The organism is Nitrosomonas communis (assembly GCF_024102715.1).
GTDB lineage: Bacteria > Pseudomonadota > Gammaproteobacteria > Burkholderiales > Nitrosomonadaceae > Nitrosomonas > Nitrosomonas communis_B.
On sequence record NZ_JAGFJM010000049.1, the window covers coordinates 19618 to 39836 of the forward strand.

Consider the following 20219-nt stretch of genomic DNA (forward strand, 5'->3'; position numbering starts at 1 on the left):
GAGAGCGTCTGCAAGGATGGTGATTTCCCTATAGCAGTGGGCCGCGAGACGGCTTTGGTTTGGCTATGATCCAAAAATTCGCAGGCTACCGTAGAGAGAGTAGTGATAAAACCAAGCAAACCAATGTGCGCTCGGCTGCATCATTGATTTCAAGGAGAGAATAAATTTACCATGATGGCGTGCCCAATCGAGCCTGATAAAGGTTATTATTCATATAGAACTGCTTTGGGATACGCCATAGACCGAATAGCATGCGTGCACCGGCCTCAAGATATTGCTAAAATCAAATGACGAATAGCCAGAGGCAATTCAATATTTTTTCATATTGATTACAGGCAAGAAATGACCGAAATCCTGCAACTCATACCAGAGGATGCGGAGGCACTACGCATTGCCCATCAGCATCTGGAGCATCCCAGCCTGGCGGCACGCCTGACTAACTTTGTCGGTCTGCCGATTGAGCGCAGTCTCAAGCTGCTGCCCAAGGCTTGGTACGAGAATCTGCGACAGGGCATGAACCGGACTCTGCTGACAGCGCTGGAATGGGCTATCAGTCCACTTGACTTGCAGCCTGGCATTTCTGCCCAGGAAGGTTACCATAAACTTTTGGCGGCTACTTCGGGAGCGCTTGGCGGTTTCTTCGGCCTTCCCGCAGTTATTGCCGAGTTGCCTGTGTCGACCACGATTACCTTGCGGGCTATTGCCGATATCGCCCGCAGCGAGGGTGAAGACCTGGGCGATCTACGCACTCGTCTGGCCTGCCTGGAAGTTCTGGCGCTAGGAGGTCGTACTGATGAGGATGATGCAGCAGAAACCGGCTACTATGGTGTCCGCATCGTCCTGGCTCTGCATTTGTCCAGAGTACCGGAAAAGGTGCTGGAAAAGAGTATTCTCAAACCATCTCACCCGGCCATGGTGGAGCTGATCGCTGCTATCGCTGCCCGTTTGGGTATCGTGGTTACTGAAAAAACTGCAGTTCAGATGGTGCCCATACTGGGCGCCTTGAGCGGAGCGCTGGTGAATGTGATCTTCATTCAGCATTTCCAGGATATTGCCCGTGCCCACTTCACGGTGCGCCGCTTGGAGCGCAGCTATGGCTCCGAGTTGATCCGGCGTGAATACGATAATTACAGCCGGGCGGAGCACGTCTGACGCTGATTCTGCTTGCAACAGGGTTGGCATGCATCGCACCGTTGGTTATAAACGTGAGTTGAAAAAGGCGGTCAGTTTGTTATACATTGGAGCAAGCAAGATACGTTAAGCGTAGAGCAGCAATCCTCAGTGCGGCTGGACGATACATTTCGTTGCTGCCCACTGCAGTAAAGCAACCAATATTCAATATACTATATGATGGTCAGCAATACTGAATCCAGACTTACGCCGCAGGTCTCGCCTGGTGCGGATAAAAAAATTATTAAAATCAGGATAAAACCTGTGCACACCTGCGTGCCGGGCAGAGCGCGCTATCATGTAAATATCTTGCAGCGTGTAGCTGCGCTGGCACAGCACCTGGAGCAGCAATTGGGTGCAATCTCGGGTGTTGTTATGGTTAGAGTAAATAGCCTGACAGGATCGGTGGTAATTGTTTATGGCAAAGACATCGCGCTGGATAAACTGCCTTTTTTGTTGCTAGAAGCCTGCAAACAAGCACTTAAAAGTCTTCGTTATACTGGCTCGCTAACTAAATCTGATGCAGCAGCAGTATCAACCAGTTTCACAGCTTATTTCGATTCGCTGTGGAAAAGAACGCAAAACTTATTTGCTGCGCCGCTGCATACCCCCGTAAGCCCAAATGCACCTCAAGATAACACCGATTGGCACATTCTTGAGGTAAGCCGTATTTTAGAAAAACTTCAAGTAGATACGCGCCAAGGCTTGGATAAACAGGCAGTGCAGCGCATGCTGCAACAGTATGGCCTGAATCAATTGCCGGAAATTGCCCAGCGCTCACCGCTTAGCATGTTTCTCAACCAGTTGTTCACGTTACCGGTAGGACTACTCGCGGCCTCTGCGTTAGTCTCGCTGGCAACAGGTGGGATATTGGACGCAGGCATTATTGTGGGCGTGGTGATGATTAATGCGAGTATTGGTTTCTTCACCGAAATGCAGGCGGAAAAAATTATTAGCTCATTGACAAAAATTACCCCGCGGCATGCACAGGTAATACGCGATGGCGGCGAACTGCAATCGATACCGCATGCGCATGTGACTGTGGGTGATGTGCTGGTGTTGCAGCCGGGTGATTTTGTTGCTGCGGATGCGCGTGTGATTAAAACCAGTCAGCTCACCGTGGATGAATCGGCATTGACCGGTGAAAGCATGCCAGTGTCGAAAAATACGTCACCCATTGCCAAACAGGACACGCCACTCGCTGACCGGCGCAATATGGTGTATATGGGTACCATGATAACCGGCGGCAATGGCGTGGGCATTGTCATCGCGACTGGTGTTAACACGCAGATTGGGCAAATTCAAAGTCTCGTTGGCGAAGCGCATTCACCTGAAACTCCCATGCAGCAGGAACTTGATCATATTGGCACCCAATTAGCGCTCACGAGCGGTGCGATTTGTTTGGGTGTATTTGCACTTGGTATGTTGCGTGGCTATGGTTTATTGCAAATGCTCAAGAGTTCAATTTCACTGGCAGTAGCAGCAGTGCCGGAAGGGTTGCCAGCAGTGGCCACGACCACGCTTGCTCTCGGTATCCGCAAGATGCGCAAATATAACGTGGCAGTCCGCCATCTTGACGCAGTGGAAACGCTCGGTTCGGTGCAAGTATTTTGTCTGGATAAAACCGGCACTTTAACTTTGAACTGTATGACTGCTGTTACAGCTTATGTGGGTGGCAAGCACTATCTTGTGTCCGGCGAGCAATTACTCGTAGGCGATCAACCCATAGCCGGATTTTCCGATGACAGTTATCGGCGCTTTTTAGAGATTATCAGCCTGTGCAATGAATCAGTGCAACAGAATAGCGGCCAGCAGACTCACATGAATGGCACGCCTACAGAGAACGCCTTGCTGGAGCTTGCCAGATTCAGTGGTTTGGATATTGATGCGCTGCGGCAGCAATATCCCCACTATAAAATCAAGTATCGCGCGGAAAACCGGCCATACATGTGCACTTTTCACCGTTTGCCGCGAAAGCGGCATTTGATTGCCGTGAAAGGGAGTCCGCAAGAAGTGCTAACGTTATGTGATTTTTACCAGGATCAAGGTGGCATACATCCGATTGACGATGCTTTTCGTGCCTCGGTGAGCAACATCAATAATCAAATGGCAGGGGATGCGCTGCGCGTGCTGGCTGTAGCTTACGCCGAGAAACCAATGAAAGATGAAGAGGCACCTGTGCATTTGACCTGGCTTGGTTTGGTGGGCATGACTGATCCTTTACGTACCGGCATGCCCGATTTGATGCGCTTGTTCCACCGCGCTGGCATTCATACCGTCATGATCACCGGAGATCAATCCAGTACCGCCTATGCAATTGGTAAGCAATTGAATTTAAGCAACGGCAAGCCGCTGCAAATTCTTGATTCCACCCGATTGGAAAAACTCGATCAGAAAATATTGAGTGGCGTGATTCAGGGTGTGCATGTGTTTGCCCGTGTCAGCCCGGCCAATAAACTGCAAATTGTGCAAGCCATCCAGAGGAGTGGCAAGATTGTTGCGATGACAGGGGATGGCATTAACGATGGTCCCGCGCTAAAGGCAGCCAATATCGGGGTGGCAATGGGTGGCGCTAGTTCCGATGTGGCACGCTCAGTATCGGATGTTGTGCTGGAAGACGATAACTTGCATACCATGGTGCTCGCTGTCGAGCATGGGCGCGCTATTTATAACAATATCCGTAAATCGATTCACTATCTGATCTCGACTAACATGTCCGAAATCGAAGTGATGCTAGCCGGCATTGCGGTGGGGGCGGGCGAAGTGTTAACGCCGATGCAGCTTCTGTGGATCAATCTTATTACTGATATCTTTCCGGGACTTGCTTTATCCATGGAAGCACCAGTAGCAGACTTAATGCAGCAACCGCCACGTGATCCGCAAGAGAAAATCATCCGGCGCGACGATTTAATACGAATGTCACGGGAATCGGCCATTATCACCATGGGGTCTATGGCAGCATACGGTTATGGATTTTTACGGTACGGGATTGGCCCGCAATCCAACACCATTCTGTTTAATTCGCTGACGCTTGCGCAATTGTTGCATTCAATTACCTGTCGTTCGGAAACCCATTCGATCTTTAATCAAGGCGCATTGCCGCGTAATCCTTATTTGAATTATGCTATTGCAGGGTCTGGTCTGCTACAAGTTCTGGCCATGCTTGTACCTGGCTTGCGCAACGGTCTCGGTGCAGTGCCGTTAAACATACTCGATTTGCTGGTCGTTGCAGGCGGCGCGACGGTACCCATGCTGATCAATGACAGCGCCAAACATCTCATCAAGGCTAAAATGGACGTTACCAATGACGAAAGTGATGCAAATACATCAACTACAGATGTTTCTCAAACAATGAAGGAGGCGGCGGCATGACGGCAAACTTTATATTTACTTCCGCCTCAGTGACCGCCGGGCATCCGGACAAGCTGTGTGATCAAATCAGCGATGCCATTGTTGATCACTTCCTGCAACAAGATCCTTACTCGCGGATTAACGCGGAGTGTGCGGTGGCAAGTGGTGTGGTATTTATCGCAGCGCGGTTTGCATCGCATGCAGTAGTCGATATTCCTGAAGTGACGCGTTATGTAATTGAAAATGTGGGTTACAACCAGCCTGATTTTAATGCTAAGGATTGCACCATACTGACCAATTTCACTGAATTGCCGCCAGAGGAATATGTCACGGCCGATGAAACACAAATGAGCGATGCGGAACTGGACAATGTTACTGCAGAAAATCATGCAACAGTGTTCGGCTATGCCTGTAAGCAAACGCCGGCCATGTTACCTATGCCAATTTGGCTGGCACACCGGTTCGCGCGGCAATTAACGCAGGCGCGTGAAAGTGAACTGATATCCGGTTTGCTGCCTGATGGAATGTCGGAGGTTGCGATTGAATACAGAGATCACAATCCAGAACGCATTCACAGCATGGTGCTGGTCGCCAGTCATAATGAGGGTCACAGCAATAAAGCCAAAGATTTAAATGCTGCCTTGATCAAATATGTGGTTGAGCCAGTGGTAGAACAACAAGGTATCAGGATTGATAAGGACACCAATATTTACATTAATCCGCAAGGTCCTTTCTTCGGCGGTGGGCCTAAAGTGCATGCAGGACTTACGGGCAGGAAAGTGGCTGTTGATGGTTACGGTCAATATTGCCGTATGGGCAGTGCCGCGCTTAGCGGCAAAGATCCGTTGCGTATCGACCGCACGGGCAATTATATCGCCCGTTATGCTGCAAAAAATGTCGTTGCAGCAGGTTTGGCAGAAGAGTGTGAAGTGCTGGTGAGTTACTGCATCGGCCAGGCGAAACCGGTGACAGTTCAAATCAATACCTTTGGTACTGGCAATATTTCCGATCATGATATTGCAACGCGTTTACTGGATGTGATTGATTTCCGGCCGGGAGCAGTGATTAAGCAGTTCAATTTGCGAACTTTGCCTGCTAATAGAGATGGTTTTTACCGCAGGCTGGCAGTATTTGGCCATGTAGGCAGAGATGATATTGAGTTGCCTTGGGAGAAGACAGACTTAATAAAACTGTTAACCGGCTAAGTTATGGTTTTTTGGGTCTTAACAATTGGAAGGCATACCAAAACAAGTTGACCGCATTGCCCAATACCGCACCTTGCGTGAGTTGCCGCGTGGCAAACATGACGAAGCTGATAAATAGCACTGAACGTAAGTCGAGAGAACCATGACTGAATTCCCGTAAAGTGGAATCAAATGATGCAAGCGAGCGGGAGGCTTTTTGTGCAGCCGTTGGCTGCTTGGCTGTGGTAAATATCGCCCCAGATTTTTCAGTCAAGTTGTCGGTGGATTCAAACTGAAGGAAGGGATGATTTTTGATGCGTTCAATCAGAACGTCTTGTTTAATGTCATCATATAACAACAACACACTGCCGGTTAGTATATTCGCGGTAACTTGCTTCACGCCTGCAAAGCCGCTGCAATCAATCTGCAGTGCTTCAAAAAAAGATTGGTCGCGGCGTTTCGCGGGTACTTTAAAACGAATTCTTCCCGGCGTGATGTGGGTGATTTGCGCGGGTAGTTTCATAAAGCTAAGAGGAAGGATGCACCGTTTGTTCCGGATCTGCTGCAGATACTTCTACGACATCTTCAATAATCTCCTCTGCGGCTACTGTTGCGGCTGCAGCTCCGGCACGTTCTTCATCAATTTCAGCGCGGGCTTCTGCCACCAGATCTTCTACCACTTCTCCCAATTCAGCAACCGTCTCGCGGCCCTTATTTAGAAAAAGTATGCCTGATTTGATTGCTGCGCGCGCAAGAGGTCTCGCAGCTTGCGCAACTGCGGGCAGTATCACAGGCGCTAGAATGGCTGCCGCTATGCCGATTGCAAAGCCTTTGCCAGTATTACTTTTAAAAAAATCTTCAACTGACATAATTACCTCAGATTAAAAAGTGCGCAGATCAAATTTCCTTATTTGGTTAAACACTGCGCGGATTTAAAAATATCAATGCATTATACTTATTCAGCCAAATATGGCCGCAATTTTTCCGTATCTAAATCTGGAAATAATTTCTTTAAAGTGACTAACAAGTGGTCTGAATTTTTTCCATCCTTAATCGCATACTTGTCATATTTGACTAATACGCTGCCGGTCAGCATACTGATTTCCACTTCAGTGATACATAGCACCTTCGACAATTCAATTTCTACTTTCTTGGCAAAAGCCTCGTTATTTTTTATTTTGTCAACTTTTAGACGCACGCGTCCTGGAAAGAAATGTATGATTTTGATGCCTGGAAAGCTGAGCATGGTTGATCCTTTAATGACTAGCCCAATACAGAGCTGCGGTTCAACTATAGTGCTGCCAATTTTGTGAGCTTAAACAATGATTCCTTATTGATAAGCGCCAATTCGTACAATGAATTGATGGTATATAAGTAGACAACCTATTGTCAATTTATAGCGCACAAAATCTACGCTTGACCGCTCCCTTGTGAGTTTTAGTATTTGTCCCTCTTGCCTCGCTACGATTATTCATATTCTGGAATTTCCTAGAAAATGAGCACGTTTACCACCAGGAAATACACTATCAGGCTTAAAAGATCCTGGATAATCGTCGCAAGTGGACCACTTCCGTAGGCAGGATCAGTGCCTAATCGCTGCAGCAGCCACGGCAGGAGCATCCCGATCGTCGATGCTATCGACGATGCGATCACTAATGATAACGAGACAGCTATTGCCAAATTTATATCAGCAAAAAACACCCATACGAAAGGAAAAGTTAGCAAACCTAATATCATGCCGATAATGATGCCGGTACGTGATTCCCCCACTACTAAATGATGCAGATCGGCATGAGACAGGGATAGGCCGCGCACTGCCACAGCTTCGCTTTGTGTTCCTATCGCATCGGCAATATATACCAGACCTGGTACGAAAAAGGCGATCACAACGTTTCGGGCAAGCTCCGCTTCGAATGACGAAACCAGCACTGCTGATAGCATCGAGCCAAACAAACCGACGATCAGCCATGGTAAACGATGGCGCACGCGCCGTAGCGGCGGCAGTTCGAGGGCTTCACGGGCGACATCGGATTCGCGTCCGATACCAGCCAGGCGGTGCAAATCTTCGATATGTTCGCGCCGCAGGATATGCATCAGCGCATTGGAAGGGACAGTACCCAATAAAAAGTGATGGTGATCGACGATAGGCACTGCGTTATGATCATGATGCAAAGCGATTGACGCCACCCGTTCTTGATCGACATCTGGATACACAAACGGCAGATTAGTGTGCATGATATCGCCAATTTGTGCCTCGGGTGCCGCCGCGAATAACTCAGAAATCGGGATGACACCCACTAACTTGCCCACCGGATCAATTACACAGATTAATTCAATGTTTTCGTAGGTGTGGTTAGACAGGCTTGCACGCGTAGCAGCGGTGGTGTCAGTTGGCAGCGCACGTGGCACTGATGCAACCAGATAGTGCCCGGCAGTTTCAAAATGCTGACGAATTGTTGGAGGTTTGTAGCGGGTCGATTCAGTTTTGCGCTTTATCATGATTTTGCAAAAGGCGGTTGAAAAAAAGCACTACCAGCATTAAGTGTAAGAGGCACAATAAAAATTGTTCTGGAAGCTTTGATCAGAAATGGTTTTGGTTCTTTAATAAGTAGCCATTATAGCTATCTAAAACTGCTTGTCAGCATGACCAAGAGACCGCTTGTTATGAATCCAGTAGGCAGCCATAAGAATATGCCAGTCGTAATCGGGCGGTTTTCGAAATACTGATAAAACAAATAACCACTGCCAATGCTGGCCCACAAGGCGAAAATCAGTCCGAATAGATGAATGCCAGGCTGATGCGGCAGGAAATGAAAGAAAGCTGCATGAGTAATCAAACATAACGGGAGCAGCTACGACCAGCATGACTAATAGCATTAGCCAGAAGAAATGGTCTTGTCTGCTGGAGTTATTCCATTTCTAAATCAAAACTGACATTGTCGGCTTCACCTTGCCGTATTATTTATACTGTCTGCGGCTCGCCTTCGCGTCATTTTTGATTTGGAAATGGAATTACAAACCACACGCTTGCGCCGAGAGCGCTTCTTGATTGAGCAGATCATGCAGCAACAATATATGCGCTACAAGCTGGAAAAAATTGAGTGTGTCTGGAATGGAGTCATGGCTTATCCAGACTCGAGTCAATGCGGCGTATCCGATTGCCAGTGTGAGTTACAGCAAGGTACGGAATGATCAGCCGGCCGTAGCGTTGTTTAATGGCATGAATCGGCTCAGTGACAAGTGATATGCCAGAGGATGCAAGCTTTTTTGCTGACAGAAATCCTGCTATGACAAAAAAGACTTGCACCGCGACTCGTCCGTGCTCACGCAACCAATCAATCAGGCCAGGGATCAATGGATATGCAAGTCTCGCATAGGCCCATACAATGTCAAGTGATGAGATGTGATCAGCAGGCATGAAATCGCTTTGAGTGCATCAATCAGAGGCATTCTCGAAGAACCGGTTTGCATGACTTTAAGGTGGCAAAGATAACAGTAGGTTATTTTCCTTATTGAAGAAATGGTTGCTTTGCCAAGATAACATTTCGCCTATTAATTTAGAAGCGTAGAATTTTACACCATTAACGCTCCCCACTTTTACTTCGATCCACCTCAAGCGCTGTTACCCAGCTACCGCTGTTTCCCCATGCATTTCTGATAAAAGATACGACGAGGGCGATTTCTCCATCACGCAGGATTTGTTGAAATGGTGGCATCCCATAAGGCCGTGGGTTTGCTGCTGTCGTCGCTGGAAAACCTCCATTTAAGACAGTGCGGATTGTATTCAAGGGAGATGCCATGATGACACTCCGGTTACCTGCCAGTGGTGGATAGATGCCAGCCACACCTTCTCCGGAAACACCATGACATTCCTGGCAGTATGTGTCATACAATTTTCTACCTTGAGCAAACTGCTCTTTCATGTTTTCTGATATTACTGGTACAAGCGTGCCCGAGGTATCATCGTTATTATTTTCCGCAATGGATTTAAGGTAAACAGCCATTGCACGAATATCTTCTATGGATAAATGCTGTAGGCTTTGCCGGATGATCGTCGCCATAGGACCAGAGGCTACTGCGCGCTTTGATATGCCGGTTGCCAGCAATTCGGTAATTTCTTCAATTGTCCAATCGCCACTGCTTACCTCCAGGCGTGAAATCAATGATGGTGCATACCAATTCACGCCCATTATTCGCCCGCCTGTTAATGTATCTTCTTCGCTGGCTCCTAACAAGTTACGATTAGTGTGACAGGCATTACAATGACCCAATCCTTGCACCAGGTAAGCACCCCGATTCCATTCTGCACTTTTGGATTGATCCGGTGTATATATCCCTTGCTTAAAATACAATGCACGCCAGATAGACAAGAGCGGTCTGAAATTATAGGGAAAACGGATGTCACTTGGTGGGTTAATTTGAGAAACCGCTGGCAATGACTGTAAATAGGCAAAAATTGCATTGGCATCCTGTCGCGTCACCTTGGTATATTCGGTATAAGGAAAAGCAGGGTAGAGCAAGCGACCATCACGTGACTTACCCTGATGTAACGCTTGCCAGAAATCCTCTTCAGACCAAGAACCTATTCCTGCCTCTTTATCAGGGGTGATATTGGGGGTAACGAAAATTCCAAACGAGGTAGACAGGCGGCGCCCTCCTGCAAATGGCTGACCTCCTTGCGCAGTATGACATCCCATACAATTTCCTGCGCGTGTGAGATAGGCGCCAAGCTTTTGCTGCTCAGATGCAGAGCGAGCCGATTCTTCATTGAGGATGTTTTCCGCTGCGGTCGTGGGTGCCAATATGGTTGCTAGAACATAACCAAGAAACAGGACAGCGATTTTCCATTCGCTCATGGTTGATGTGTTGAACCGGTATTTCATTTTGTATGCTCCCCCAAAACAATGTTGCTGCAACGATTTGTCAGTGCAGGTGAAAGCACGCTGATGGAGCCTGGCTGTGTTGAAACAGGCTGAGCCGCTAGCCACTTAGTCACCGCATTGACTTCATCGTCAGTCAACTTTTTGGCAATTTCAGACATGCAGGTAGATACTTGACCGCGCATTGATCCACCATTGCGCCAGCTACCGAACTGGGCAGTAATATAGGCGCGGGATAGTCCCAGTAATCCGGGAATGGACGGCGCAATACCCATCAAGGTATCGCCGTGACAAGCGCTACATGCCGGGATATCCCTGGCCGGATATCCCGAATGGATGAGTTGCTTTGCCAGCTTGATTTCATCAGGTTGTATGCTGACCTGCTCGGGGGGTGGAAATGACAATGGTAGAGTGGAGAAATAACCAGCTATTTCCAGCATGTATTTATCTGACATATTTTCCAGCAAAATAGCCATCGGCTGGTAGTGACGGCGGCCATCCCTGAAATGACGTAACTGATTAAAGAGGTAGTCCTGCGGCTTGCCAGCTATGCGAGGATAATAAGCATGCCGCTCAATCTTGTCTTCGTTATCATGACAGATGGTACACGCTTTTACGCGCTCGGCGATCGTATCAGGTACGCTCTTCGCAGCGTTGGCCACGGGCGTAATCAAAAGAAAAGTAATTAGAAGAATAAAATGCATCATGTGCGATACCTCCTTGCTATTTAGCTTATTCTGAGAACTTGCTGCAATAGATGACTATCTCGACAGATCGCATGATCCGCCAGGTGGCTTGCTTTCTGAACTGTGCAAGCTTTTAAAATCATTTTTACTTGCTGATTGAAAAAAATATATTACTCAAGAATATATATTCAATAATCGTGCCATAAAATAAACCATTGATTAATAATAGATTGCTGTTTTGTTGTGCTGTTGGAAAATTATGATTCACAATTTTTTGTGATACGATTCACAAAAAATTGAGTTTTTTTAGTGATGATGAATACTTTTAATGAGCTGTTCCATGATTCGCCGCTGTTTGTTGCGGTAATCGATGATTCACTTGTTTGTCGTGATCTGAATGCAGTATGGCGTGACTACCTGAGTATGACGACTGCAGCGGTGGAGGCAATACCGGTAGCGCAATTATTCAGTCTTGAAAATGAACTTTTGCTCATGGATCAAATCACGCAGGTTATTCATCAGGGCAACGTGATTAGTGGAAGATCAGTTACATTACGGGAAAAAGATCCGGCAGTAAGATTCATGCACAAGGGATTGTTATCGGCCTGGCGTATCTCGCAGACTCAGGAGGAACGGATGCGGGCGCTGTTAGTATTTACGGAAACAACAGAATATAGTCGGGCGATTAATCAGTTCAATCGATTGCAAACTACACACGAATTAATTCTGAATGCGGTCGGCGAGGGAATTTATGGCGTAGATTGCGAGGGTAATACCACTTTCGTTAATGAAGCGGCCACCCAGATACTGGGTTGGCGTGCGGAAGATGTGATTGGTAAGTCACTGCACGATATCCACCATCATTCCTATCCTGATGGCAGGCCTTATCCTAGCAGCGAATGTCCAATTTACGCTGCTGTGACAGATGGCAAAGTGCATCGTGGAGATGACGAGTTTTTTTGGCGCACGGACGGGATATCCGTCCCTGTTGAATATACCAGTACCCCCCTTCGTGAAGATGGCAAGCTCAAAGGTGCTGTTGTGGTCTTCCGCGATATTACTGAACGCCGGAAAAATGAGCGGCAACGTGAAGCGGCCTATACACAGATAAAAATCCTGAAAGATCTGCTCGAACGTGAGCGTGACTATCTGCGTGATGAAATTAATGTCAACATCAATTTTGGTGAGATCATTGGAGAAAGTCAGGCCTTAAAGCGTACGCTTGCCCAGATTGAAGCCGTTGCCAAGACTTCAACCAGTGTCCTCATTCTAGGGGAGTCAGGTGTTGGCAAGGAAATGGTTGCGCGCGCGATTCATGCCAATAGCTCCCGGGCTGACAAACCCCTGGTAAAAGTTAATTGTGCTTCCATTCCCAAGGATCTTTTTGAAAGCGAATTCTTTGGGCATGTCCGTGGCTCATTTACCGGTGCTCATCGTGATCGCGTTGGCCGCCTGCATCTTGCTGCAGGCGGAACACTTTTTCTTGATGAGGTAGGTGAAATTCCTCTAGATTTACAAGGTAAGCTATTGCGCGCATTACAGGAGCATGAATTTGAGCGCGTGGGCGATGATAAAACCATTAAAGTTGATGTGCGTATTGTGGCTGCAACGAATCGTGATTTGAAGGCGGAAGTCGAAGCAGGGCGGTTTCGTAAAGACTTATATTATCGTCTGAGTATTTTTCCTATCGAAGTACCGCCATTGCGAGAGCGTATTCAAGACATCGGACCTCTCGCGATTCAATTCTTGAATAACATCTGTAAAGAGCTAGGGCGTGATCCATTAACATTGACCCGGCAACAATTGGATAGCCTGAATAGATATCACTGGCCGGGTAACATCAGAGAACTCAAGAATGTTATCGAACGCGCAGTCATTCTTACAAAAGGTAGCCGGCTCAGACTCGATCTTGCCATGTCCCATAATCATCAGAACGAGAAACCTCTGATAGCAGCACCGCCGGAAAATAATGAGTTTGTTACCGATGCTATTTTCCGTGAACAAGAGAAATTAAATATGGTTGCAGTCTTGCGTCACACGAACTGGCGCATATCAGGCACGGATGGCGCAGCCGAGTTACTGGGAATCAAACCTTCTACTTTTGCTTACAGAATGAAAGTATACGGTATCAAGCAATCTGATTACCCATGACATCTGATTTGTTTCCTATCTCAATAAATACAAAACCATAGACAGAGAATCATCATTCCTTCCTGGCTAAAACAAAAAAATTGCTACTATTGCAGCAAAAATGATAATTTTTTACTCCATTAAAAGGTAGGCCGCTCTGGCTACGCTACAAGAATTCTCTGATTTTTTCATCAGCATCGAACAGCGTGCATATAAACAGGCGCTGTTCGCAGTGCATGATGAACACGTGGCATTGGATATTGTGCAGGATTCTATGATGAAGCTTACCGAGAAATATGCGGATAAATTGCCCGAAGAACTGCCTCCCCTGTTTCAGCGTATTTTGCAGAATACGATACGTGATTACTACCGGCGGCAGAAATCCCGCTCGATATGGATAACACTCTTTTCAGCTTTCGCGCCCACTCATGATGAAAGTGAAGGTCATGATTTACTGGAAACTTTACCGATATCAAAAGATACTGGTTTAGGTACTGATCCATACACGGAACTTGAGCAATCGCAATTAATCAATTTTATCGAGAAAGCATTAGAAACATTACCTGCGCGTCAACGAGAAGCCTTCCTGCTGCGTTATTGGGAGGAAATGGATGTAAGTGAAACTGCCAAGGTGATGGGCTGCTCAGAAGGAAGTGTGAAAACACATTGCTCTCGGGCAGCGCATGCGCTTGCTACTATACTGAAAGAAAAAGGAGTCAAATTATGAACGAAGAAGATAGGATGGGAAAAGAGGTGGCCAAACTATTGAATCGTAGTTTAAGTGAAATTAACCAGAATACACTGTATCAATTGCAAATAGCGCGCATGGCTGCCCTGCAGAATTATCAACCTGCGAAAAAGATTTTTCATATCGGTGCGGGTGTCTCTGTGCATAGTGGGCATGACGGACTTTTTGCTCATGCCAACAAACTGCTTTTGTCAGTGGCTGTATTACTTATTTTGCTGGGAGCTATTTATTTGAAAGTTGGCTACGAAATCGATGAAAATGCCGCAATTGATGCGATGATACTCGCTGACGATTTGCCAGTTGATGTTTATATTGATGATGAGTTTGATGCATGGCTGGATTCCACCTCCTAGTCGCTGTTTGGATATTATTATTTACTGCCTATCCCAGTGATGCTTTTTCTGAGCAGAGACAGCCTACGTGGGCAGAGCTCAAACCCTATCAGAAAATAATCTTGCAACCGCTTGAGCAGAACTGGGATACAATCGAACCAGCCCAAAAAAAGAAATGGATAAATATCACTAAACATTATTTAAAGAAGACTCCTCAGGAACAACAGCGTATACAATCTCAGATGCGTAGCTGGAATGCGCTGACATCCGAGCAGCGCACGCAGGCCCGGGAAAGATACAAAAAAATAAAAAAACTACCTGCTGACAAACGTCAGGAAGTCAAGCAAAAATGGCGAAAGCCAGATGAATTACCGGAAAATAACAACAAGCAGTAATTGGCCAAGATAACTTGAATTCTTGGTATTGCTGCATTCTGTTCAGGATTAAACAGAATGCCTGTATAGCAGAATGAGTACATATGTGTGTATTTGAGTTTTATACATCCTATCTGTAACTAGTATTAGTTGTAATCATTTTTTCCTCTTCTACCTGATCACCCCTGAGCAAATGCAACAGAACTCTTATCCATTGCAACATGAAACTATGCTGACGTTTCCTCCCGTTTGGGCTTCTCAAGTCACGGCATATTTGACAAGCGAAGAAATCGTGCTGGCCTGGCTGGAAGTTGATCTGAATACGCGCTTGCATTTTTCTTCTGGCATAGTGGTGGTCACCAACCGGCGCTTATTGGCAAAAATGGCGGAGGAAGAATGCTGGCAAGACTGGAGCTATCAGCAGGGATTAAAATTGTCATGTCGTGATCATGCGGGTGTGGGTAATCTCGAGCTATTTGATACACAAGCACGGCTTGCTCAATGGTGTTATACCTTGGGCAAGAATGCGGGAGTGCATCATCTCATAGCGGAATTTACGCAACAACTCCATTTCCGTTTAACCGGAGAAACGCCAATACAGCGCATTCCGGTCAAGTGTCCGAAATGCGCAGCAGTGTTATCGAGTGCGCAGGAAACTTGTCCGGTATGCAATCAGGATGCTCATATTCCTCCCTCCACTTGGACATTGTTTCGTTTGTGGCGCTTTGCCAGGCCATACAGATGGCGTTTGCTCACAGGCTTCCTGCTGATGCTTGGCGGTACTGCTGCGACGCTCGTGCCTCCCTACTTGACCATGCCGCTGATGGACAATGTGCTGATTCCTTATCAGAACGGTAAGCCGATCGATGTTGATCTTGTCACCATTTATCTTTCCGGTCTGCTAGCTGCGGCTTTGTTGGCCTGGATATTGGGTTGGTCACGGACTTATCTGCTAGCTAAAGTATCCGAGCGTATCGGCGCAGATTTACGGACGACGACCTATGAGCATCTTGTCAAGCTGTCACAAGAATACTTTGGCGGTAAGCGCACAGGGGATCTGATGGCACGGATTGGAGCAGAAACAGATCGTATCAATCTGTTTATTTCGCTGCATCTGCTCGATTTTGCCACGGATGTGATCATGATGAGCATGACCGCTATCATTCTGGTTTCGATCAACCCGTGGTTAGCGCTGGTGACATTGCTACCGTTACCGATCATTGCCTGGTTAATTCATCTGGTTCGCGACAGATTACGCACGGGTTTTGAAAAAGTTGATCGCGTCTGGGCGGAAGTCAATAATGTGCTAGCCGATACCATTCCCGGGATTCGTGTAGTCAAGGCTTTTGCCCAGGAAGATCGGGAGGTGGCACGCTTTCGTGCGGCCAATCAACGCAATCTGGAAATCAATGATCGGGTTAACAGAGTCTGGGCACTATTTACGCCTACTGTCACGTTATTGACTGAGGTCGGCTTGCTGGTGGTATGGATATTTGGTATCTGGCAGGTATCGCAGGATCAGATTTCTGTCGGTGTGCTGACTGCTTTTCTGGCCTATATTGGACGTTTTTATCTAAGACTGGATTCGATGAGCCGGATCGTTTCTGTAACGCAGAAAGCGGCAGCCGGAACCAAACGTATTTTTGATATTCTGGACCATGTTTCGAGTGTGCCAGAGCCAGTCAAACTGGTTACCTTACCCGCGATGACAGGCCGTATTGAGTTGCGCAACGTGGGGTTCCGCTATGGAACGCGCAGTGTCACGCGAGATGTCAGCTTGGTGATCGAGCCAGGAGAGATGATTGGCCTGGTAGGACATAGTGGTTCAGGTAAGAGCACGCTCATCAATCTGATCTGTCGGTTTTACGATGTGACTGAAGGTGCGATTCTGGTTGATGGGGTAGATATACGCTCTCTACCTATAGCGGAATATCGCAAACATATCGGTCTGGTGCTGCAAGAGCCCTTTCTTTTCTTTGGCACGATCGCAGAGAATATTGCTTATGGCAAGCCTAACGCAACGCGCAAAGAGATCATTGCGGCAGCACGTGCCGCCTATGCGCATGAATTTATCCTGCGCTTGCCTTATGGTTATGATTCGCTGGTGGGTGAGCGCGGACAAGCGCTTTCAGGTGGCGAACGGCAGCGTATCTCGATTGCCCGTGCCTTGCTGATCGATCCACGCATCCTGATCCTGGACGAAGCGACCTCTTCGGTCGATACCAAAACTGAGAAAGAGATCCAGGAGGCACTTGATAATCTTGTGCAAGGCAGGACAACCATCGCTATCGCCCACCGCTTATCCACCTTGCGTGAAGCTAATAGATTGGTGGTGCTCGATGGTGGAAAAGTCGTTGAGGTGGGTAATCATACCGAACTGATGGCGCGTCAGGGGTATTACCATCATCTCTACCTGTCTCAGTCGCGTAATGTCGATACTGAGGATCATTTGGCCGAGTTGGATAGTGCGGTTCGCGTCAGGGGAGATCGTGTGTGAACCAGCCTGATTATCAACTGAGCCGGAATGCCTTTGGGCGCCTGGTTTTGGTAGCTAAAAATCATCAAGTGTACGAAGGTGTCGTACCTATACGGGCCTTTCCGGTGACAGCGTCTGATGAAAGCATCGCGCTGGTCAGCGCGCAAGGTCATGAACTCGCCTGGATTGAAAACCTGAATGATTTACCCGAAGAATTTTGTGCCTTGATCAGGGCAGAGCTCATAAGTCGTGAATTCATGCCCGAGATTAAGCGGATCGATAAAGTATCAAGCTTTATCACTCCCAGCACTTGGTGGGTTCGAACTGATCGGGGTGATACTGCCTTCGTGCTCAAAGGCGAAGAAGATATCCGCCGCCTGCCGCCTACTGGCTTGTTGATCACCGATAGTTACGGTATTCATTTTCTGATTCGTGATCGTTTGCTGCTCGATCGCCATAGTTGCAAACTGCTTGACCGTTTCCTCTAAAGCAGATCAAAAATAGTTTGACTGAATGTAAACCGATTGGATACCAGCTGCGTTAATTGAAATGTTATTTATTCAGATTTCAATTTATGTCAACTCATTCCAAACCTGATAATAGCAGTAAGAAAGACTTTAAGTTTCTTGAAATCCGTCACCTGAATGGCCCCAATATCTGGACGTATTACCCGGTGCTTGAAGCGCTTGTTGATATCGGAGAGCTTGAAGATTATCCATCGGATACCATTCCTGGTTTTTATGAGCGTTTATCTTCTTGGTTACCTAGCCTGATTGAGCATCGCTGCAGTTACGGAGAGCGTGGCGGTTTTCTGAGGCGCGTCGAGGAAGGAACATGGCCATGTCATATTCTTGAACATGTCACACTCGAATTGCAGAATCTGGCAGGGATGCGTGGCGGCTTTGGCAGGGCGCGTGAAGCTGCTAGCCGAGGTGTCTACAAGGTGGTTGTTAGTGCCTGGCATGCAGAGATTACACGCAGTGCCTTATTCTCAGCACGCGAACTGATCTTGGCAGCAATGGGATTTGACTCTCAGCATCAGTCTTATGATGTGAAGGGTGCGGTGGAACGTTTGCGTGACATGGTCGATTCGTTGTGGCTTGGGCCTTCAACCGCATGCATTGTGGATGCAGCGATCGCGCGCAATATTCCAGCTATCCGTTTGCTTGCCAAAGGAAACCTGATTCAGTTGGGATACGGCGCGCACAGTCGGCATATTTGGACTGCTGAAACAGACCGGACACCGGCTATTGCTGAAAGTATTTCACGTGACAAAGATTTGACTAAAACGCTACTTGATTCCTGCGGTGTGCCTGTTCCGGAAGGGCGGGCGGTCACTAGTCCAGAAGATGCCTGGCAAGCTGCCAAGGAAATAGGTTTGCCGGTGGTAGTCAAACCACGCGATGGCAATCACGGGCGTGGCGTGTTTATCGAACTGAGCAGGCGTGAAGAAATCGAATCAGCCTATAGTATTGCATTACAAGAAGGAAGTGATGTGCTGGTTGAACGCTACATTCCAGGTACAGAGCATCGCTTGCTTGTCGTAGGCAGTCAACTCGTGGCGGCTACGCGCGGTGATTCGGTATCTGTCGTGGGTGATGGGGTTTCTACCATTGCCGAGTTGATCGATAATCAGATTAACTCTGATCCGCGCCGGGGAACTTCTGAAGATCATCCTCTCAATATCATCCGGCTGGATAGTGCTGCACAGATGGAAATTGCTCATCAAGGCTATAGCAGTGATTCTGTGGTGCCGGAGGGCAACAAAGTGCTGATTCAGCGCAATGGTAACCATGCTTTTGATGTAACAGATGATGTTCATCCGAGCATTGCTAAAACGGCAGTCTTGGCAGCGCGTATTGTTGGGCTGGATATTGCTGGTATCGATCTGGTGGTCAGCGATATCTCCCGTCCGCTCGCTGAGCAGGGGGGCGCGATCGTCGAAGTCAATGCCGGTCCCAGTCTATTGATGCATATCAAACCGGTTGTCGGCAAGTCCCGGCCTGTCGGCCAAGCGATTGTCAATCATCTTTTCCCAGGCCAGGACCATGGCCGTATTCCCGTTGTCGGCATTACTGGTAGTTATGGCAAAACAACAGTTGCCCATCTCGTCGCCAGGCTGCTCACGTTGTCAGGTAAGCGTACCGGCTTAGCTTGCAGCAGTGGTCTCTATCTTGATCATAAGCAAATTGACAAAAGTGATAGCGCTAAGTGGGAGGCAGCGAATCGCGTATTGATGAATCGTACCGTTGAAGCGGCGGTTTTCGAGAACGGTTTCGATGCCATTCTGCGCGAAGGGCTGGCTTATGATAGCTGCCAGGTAGGTATCGTGACCAATGTCAACCCTGCCTTGCACTATGGTCGATACGGCATTGAAACGCCCAAACAAGTTTTTACTGTACTGCGTACGCAGGTTGATGTCGTAACGCCAACTGCAGCTGTAATCGATGATGTTTTAAAAGAGGTGATTTTGCCGACAGGTGCAGCGATTCTCAATGCAAGCATTCCCATGCTGATCGAGATGTCGGAGCTGTGCCATGGTGAAGTCATTTACTTCAGCAGTGATCCAGAGTTGCCGGCAATCAATGCACATCGCCAACAGGGTACAGGTCCTGTACACGGCAAGCGGGCTGTCATTGTCCGGAATGGCAGAATCGTGCTGGTTAATGGAGCAGATGAAATGCCATTGATCAAACTGGCTGAGTTGCAACCTGCTGTGGGTGAACGCGCAGTGAGGGAAGTCGAGCATGTATTAGCTGCGGTAGGTGCCGCTTGGGCGCTTGGTATTGCTCCTGAGCTTATTCGGCTGGGTATTGAAACATTCGGTTTTAATCAGGAAAAGAATAAATCTCAATATCTACATTTTCCAGAAAAACAAGAAATTTAAG

Annotated in this window: 18 protein-coding genes; 10 read left to right on the forward strand and 8 right to left on the reverse strand. The window is 47.6% G+C overall.

The annotated features are described in order from the left end of the window. The first annotated feature begins 342 nt into the window (after positions 1-342). The 3 genes from J5I83_RS04805 to metK all read left to right on the forward strand — a co-directional run bounded on the left by J5I83_RS04805 (position 343) and on the right by metK (position 5726). Complete coding sequence (locus J5I83_RS04805; RefSeq protein ID WP_304053717.1) at positions 343-1152, forward strand: EcsC family protein; 810 nt, start codon at positions 343-345, stop codon at positions 1150-1152. A gap of 195 nt (positions 1153-1347) precedes the next feature. Further along, the gene (locus tag J5I83_RS04810; protein ID WP_304053718.1) at positions 1348-4542 is read left to right on the forward strand and encodes an HAD-IC family P-type ATPase; all 3195 of its coding nucleotides are present in this window, start codon (positions 1348-1350) and stop codon (positions 4540-4542) included. Further along, a complete protein-coding gene (metK, locus tag J5I83_RS04815) occupies positions 4539-5726 on the forward strand; it encodes a methionine adenosyltransferase (protein ID WP_304053720.1) in 1188 nt (395 codons plus the stop codon). The genes J5I83_RS04810 and metK overlap by 4 nt, the downstream gene beginning before the upstream one ends. 1 nt (position 5727) lies before the next feature. On the opposite strand, the gene J5I83_RS04820 is transcribed toward metK, so the two are convergent. The 8 genes from J5I83_RS04820 to J5I83_RS04855 form a co-directional block, all read right to left on the reverse strand. Continuing rightward, positions 5728-6228: an HMA2 domain-containing protein gene (locus tag J5I83_RS04820; protein WP_304053721.1), complete on the reverse strand. Its 501-nt coding sequence runs from the start codon at positions 6226-6228 to the stop codon at positions 5728-5730. A gap of 4 nt (positions 6229-6232) precedes the next feature. Further along, positions 6233-6574 carry a DUF5132 domain-containing protein gene (locus J5I83_RS04825; RefSeq protein ID WP_304053722.1) on the reverse strand — a complete coding sequence of 114 codons (342 nt, stop codon included), beginning with the start codon at positions 6572-6574 and terminating at the stop codon, positions 6233-6235. Between the two features lie 86 nt (positions 6575-6660). Continuing rightward, the gene (locus tag J5I83_RS04830; RefSeq protein WP_304053725.1) at positions 6661-6951 is read right to left on the reverse strand and encodes an HMA2 domain-containing protein; all 291 of its coding nucleotides are present in this window, start codon (positions 6949-6951) and stop codon (positions 6661-6663) included. 242 nt (positions 6952-7193) lie between these two features. Then, the gene (locus tag J5I83_RS04835) at positions 7194-8204 is read right to left on the reverse strand and encodes a magnesium transporter (protein ID WP_304053728.1); all 1011 of its coding nucleotides are present in this window, start codon (positions 8202-8204) and stop codon (positions 7194-7196) included. A 126-nt stretch (positions 8205-8330) separates the two neighbouring features. Further along, complete coding sequence (locus J5I83_RS04840; RefSeq protein ID WP_304053731.1) at positions 8331-8570, reverse strand: hypothetical protein; 240 nt, start codon at positions 8568-8570, stop codon at positions 8331-8333. 253 nt (positions 8571-8823) lie between these two features. Further along, positions 8824-9123, reverse strand: coding sequence for a hypothetical protein (locus tag J5I83_RS04845; protein WP_304053734.1), 300 nt, complete (start codon positions 9121-9123; stop codon positions 8824-8826). Positions 9124-9286: 163 nt separating this feature from the next. After that, on the reverse strand, positions 9287-10588 hold the full coding sequence (locus tag J5I83_RS04850; protein ID WP_304053736.1) for a cytochrome c: 1302 nt from the start codon (positions 10586-10588) through the stop codon (positions 9287-9289). Then, on the reverse strand, positions 10585-11292 hold the full coding sequence (locus tag J5I83_RS04855; protein WP_304053738.1) for a c-type cytochrome: 708 nt from the start codon (positions 11290-11292) through the stop codon (positions 10585-10587). The genes J5I83_RS04850 and J5I83_RS04855 overlap by 4 nt, the downstream gene beginning before the upstream one ends. A gap of 291 nt (positions 11293-11583) precedes the next feature. Between J5I83_RS04855 and J5I83_RS04860 the strand changes: the two genes are divergently transcribed. The 7 genes from J5I83_RS04860 to cphA all read left to right on the forward strand — a co-directional run bounded on the left by J5I83_RS04860 (position 11584) and on the right by cphA (position 20218). Continuing rightward, complete coding sequence (locus tag J5I83_RS04860) at positions 11584-13422, forward strand: sigma 54-interacting transcriptional regulator (protein WP_304053740.1); 1839 nt, start codon at positions 11584-11586, stop codon at positions 13420-13422. 136 nt (positions 13423-13558) lie between these two features. Continuing rightward, positions 13559-14128: an RNA polymerase sigma factor gene (locus tag J5I83_RS04865; protein WP_304053772.1), complete on the forward strand. Its 570-nt coding sequence runs from the start codon at positions 13559-13561 to the stop codon at positions 14126-14128. Beyond that, entirely contained in the window at positions 14125-14502 is a 378-nt protein-coding gene (locus J5I83_RS04870; RefSeq protein WP_304053743.1) for a DUF3619 family protein, read from the forward strand. Before J5I83_RS04865 ends, J5I83_RS04870 begins: the two co-directional genes overlap by 4 nt. After that, positions 14481-14876: a DUF3106 domain-containing protein gene (locus J5I83_RS04875; protein ID WP_304053746.1), complete on the forward strand. Its 396-nt coding sequence runs from the start codon at positions 14481-14483 to the stop codon at positions 14874-14876. Before J5I83_RS04870 ends, J5I83_RS04875 begins: the two co-directional genes overlap by 22 nt. A 208-nt stretch (positions 14877-15084) precedes the next feature. Next, the gene (locus tag J5I83_RS04880) at positions 15085-17352 is read left to right on the forward strand and encodes an ABC transporter ATP-binding protein (protein WP_304053747.1); all 2268 of its coding nucleotides are present in this window, start codon (positions 15085-15087) and stop codon (positions 17350-17352) included. Next, positions 17349-17819 carry a DUF1854 domain-containing protein gene (locus J5I83_RS04885; RefSeq protein WP_304053749.1) on the forward strand — a complete coding sequence of 157 codons (471 nt, stop codon included), beginning with the start codon at positions 17349-17351 and terminating at the stop codon, positions 17817-17819. Before J5I83_RS04880 ends, J5I83_RS04885 begins: the two co-directional genes overlap by 4 nt. Before the next feature lie 86 nt (positions 17820-17905). Then, positions 17906-20218 (forward strand): cyanophycin synthetase, encoded by a 2313-nt coding sequence (gene cphA, locus J5I83_RS04890; protein ID WP_304053750.1) that lies wholly within the window; start codon positions 17906-17908, stop codon positions 20216-20218. Position 20219: the final 1 nt, after the last annotated feature.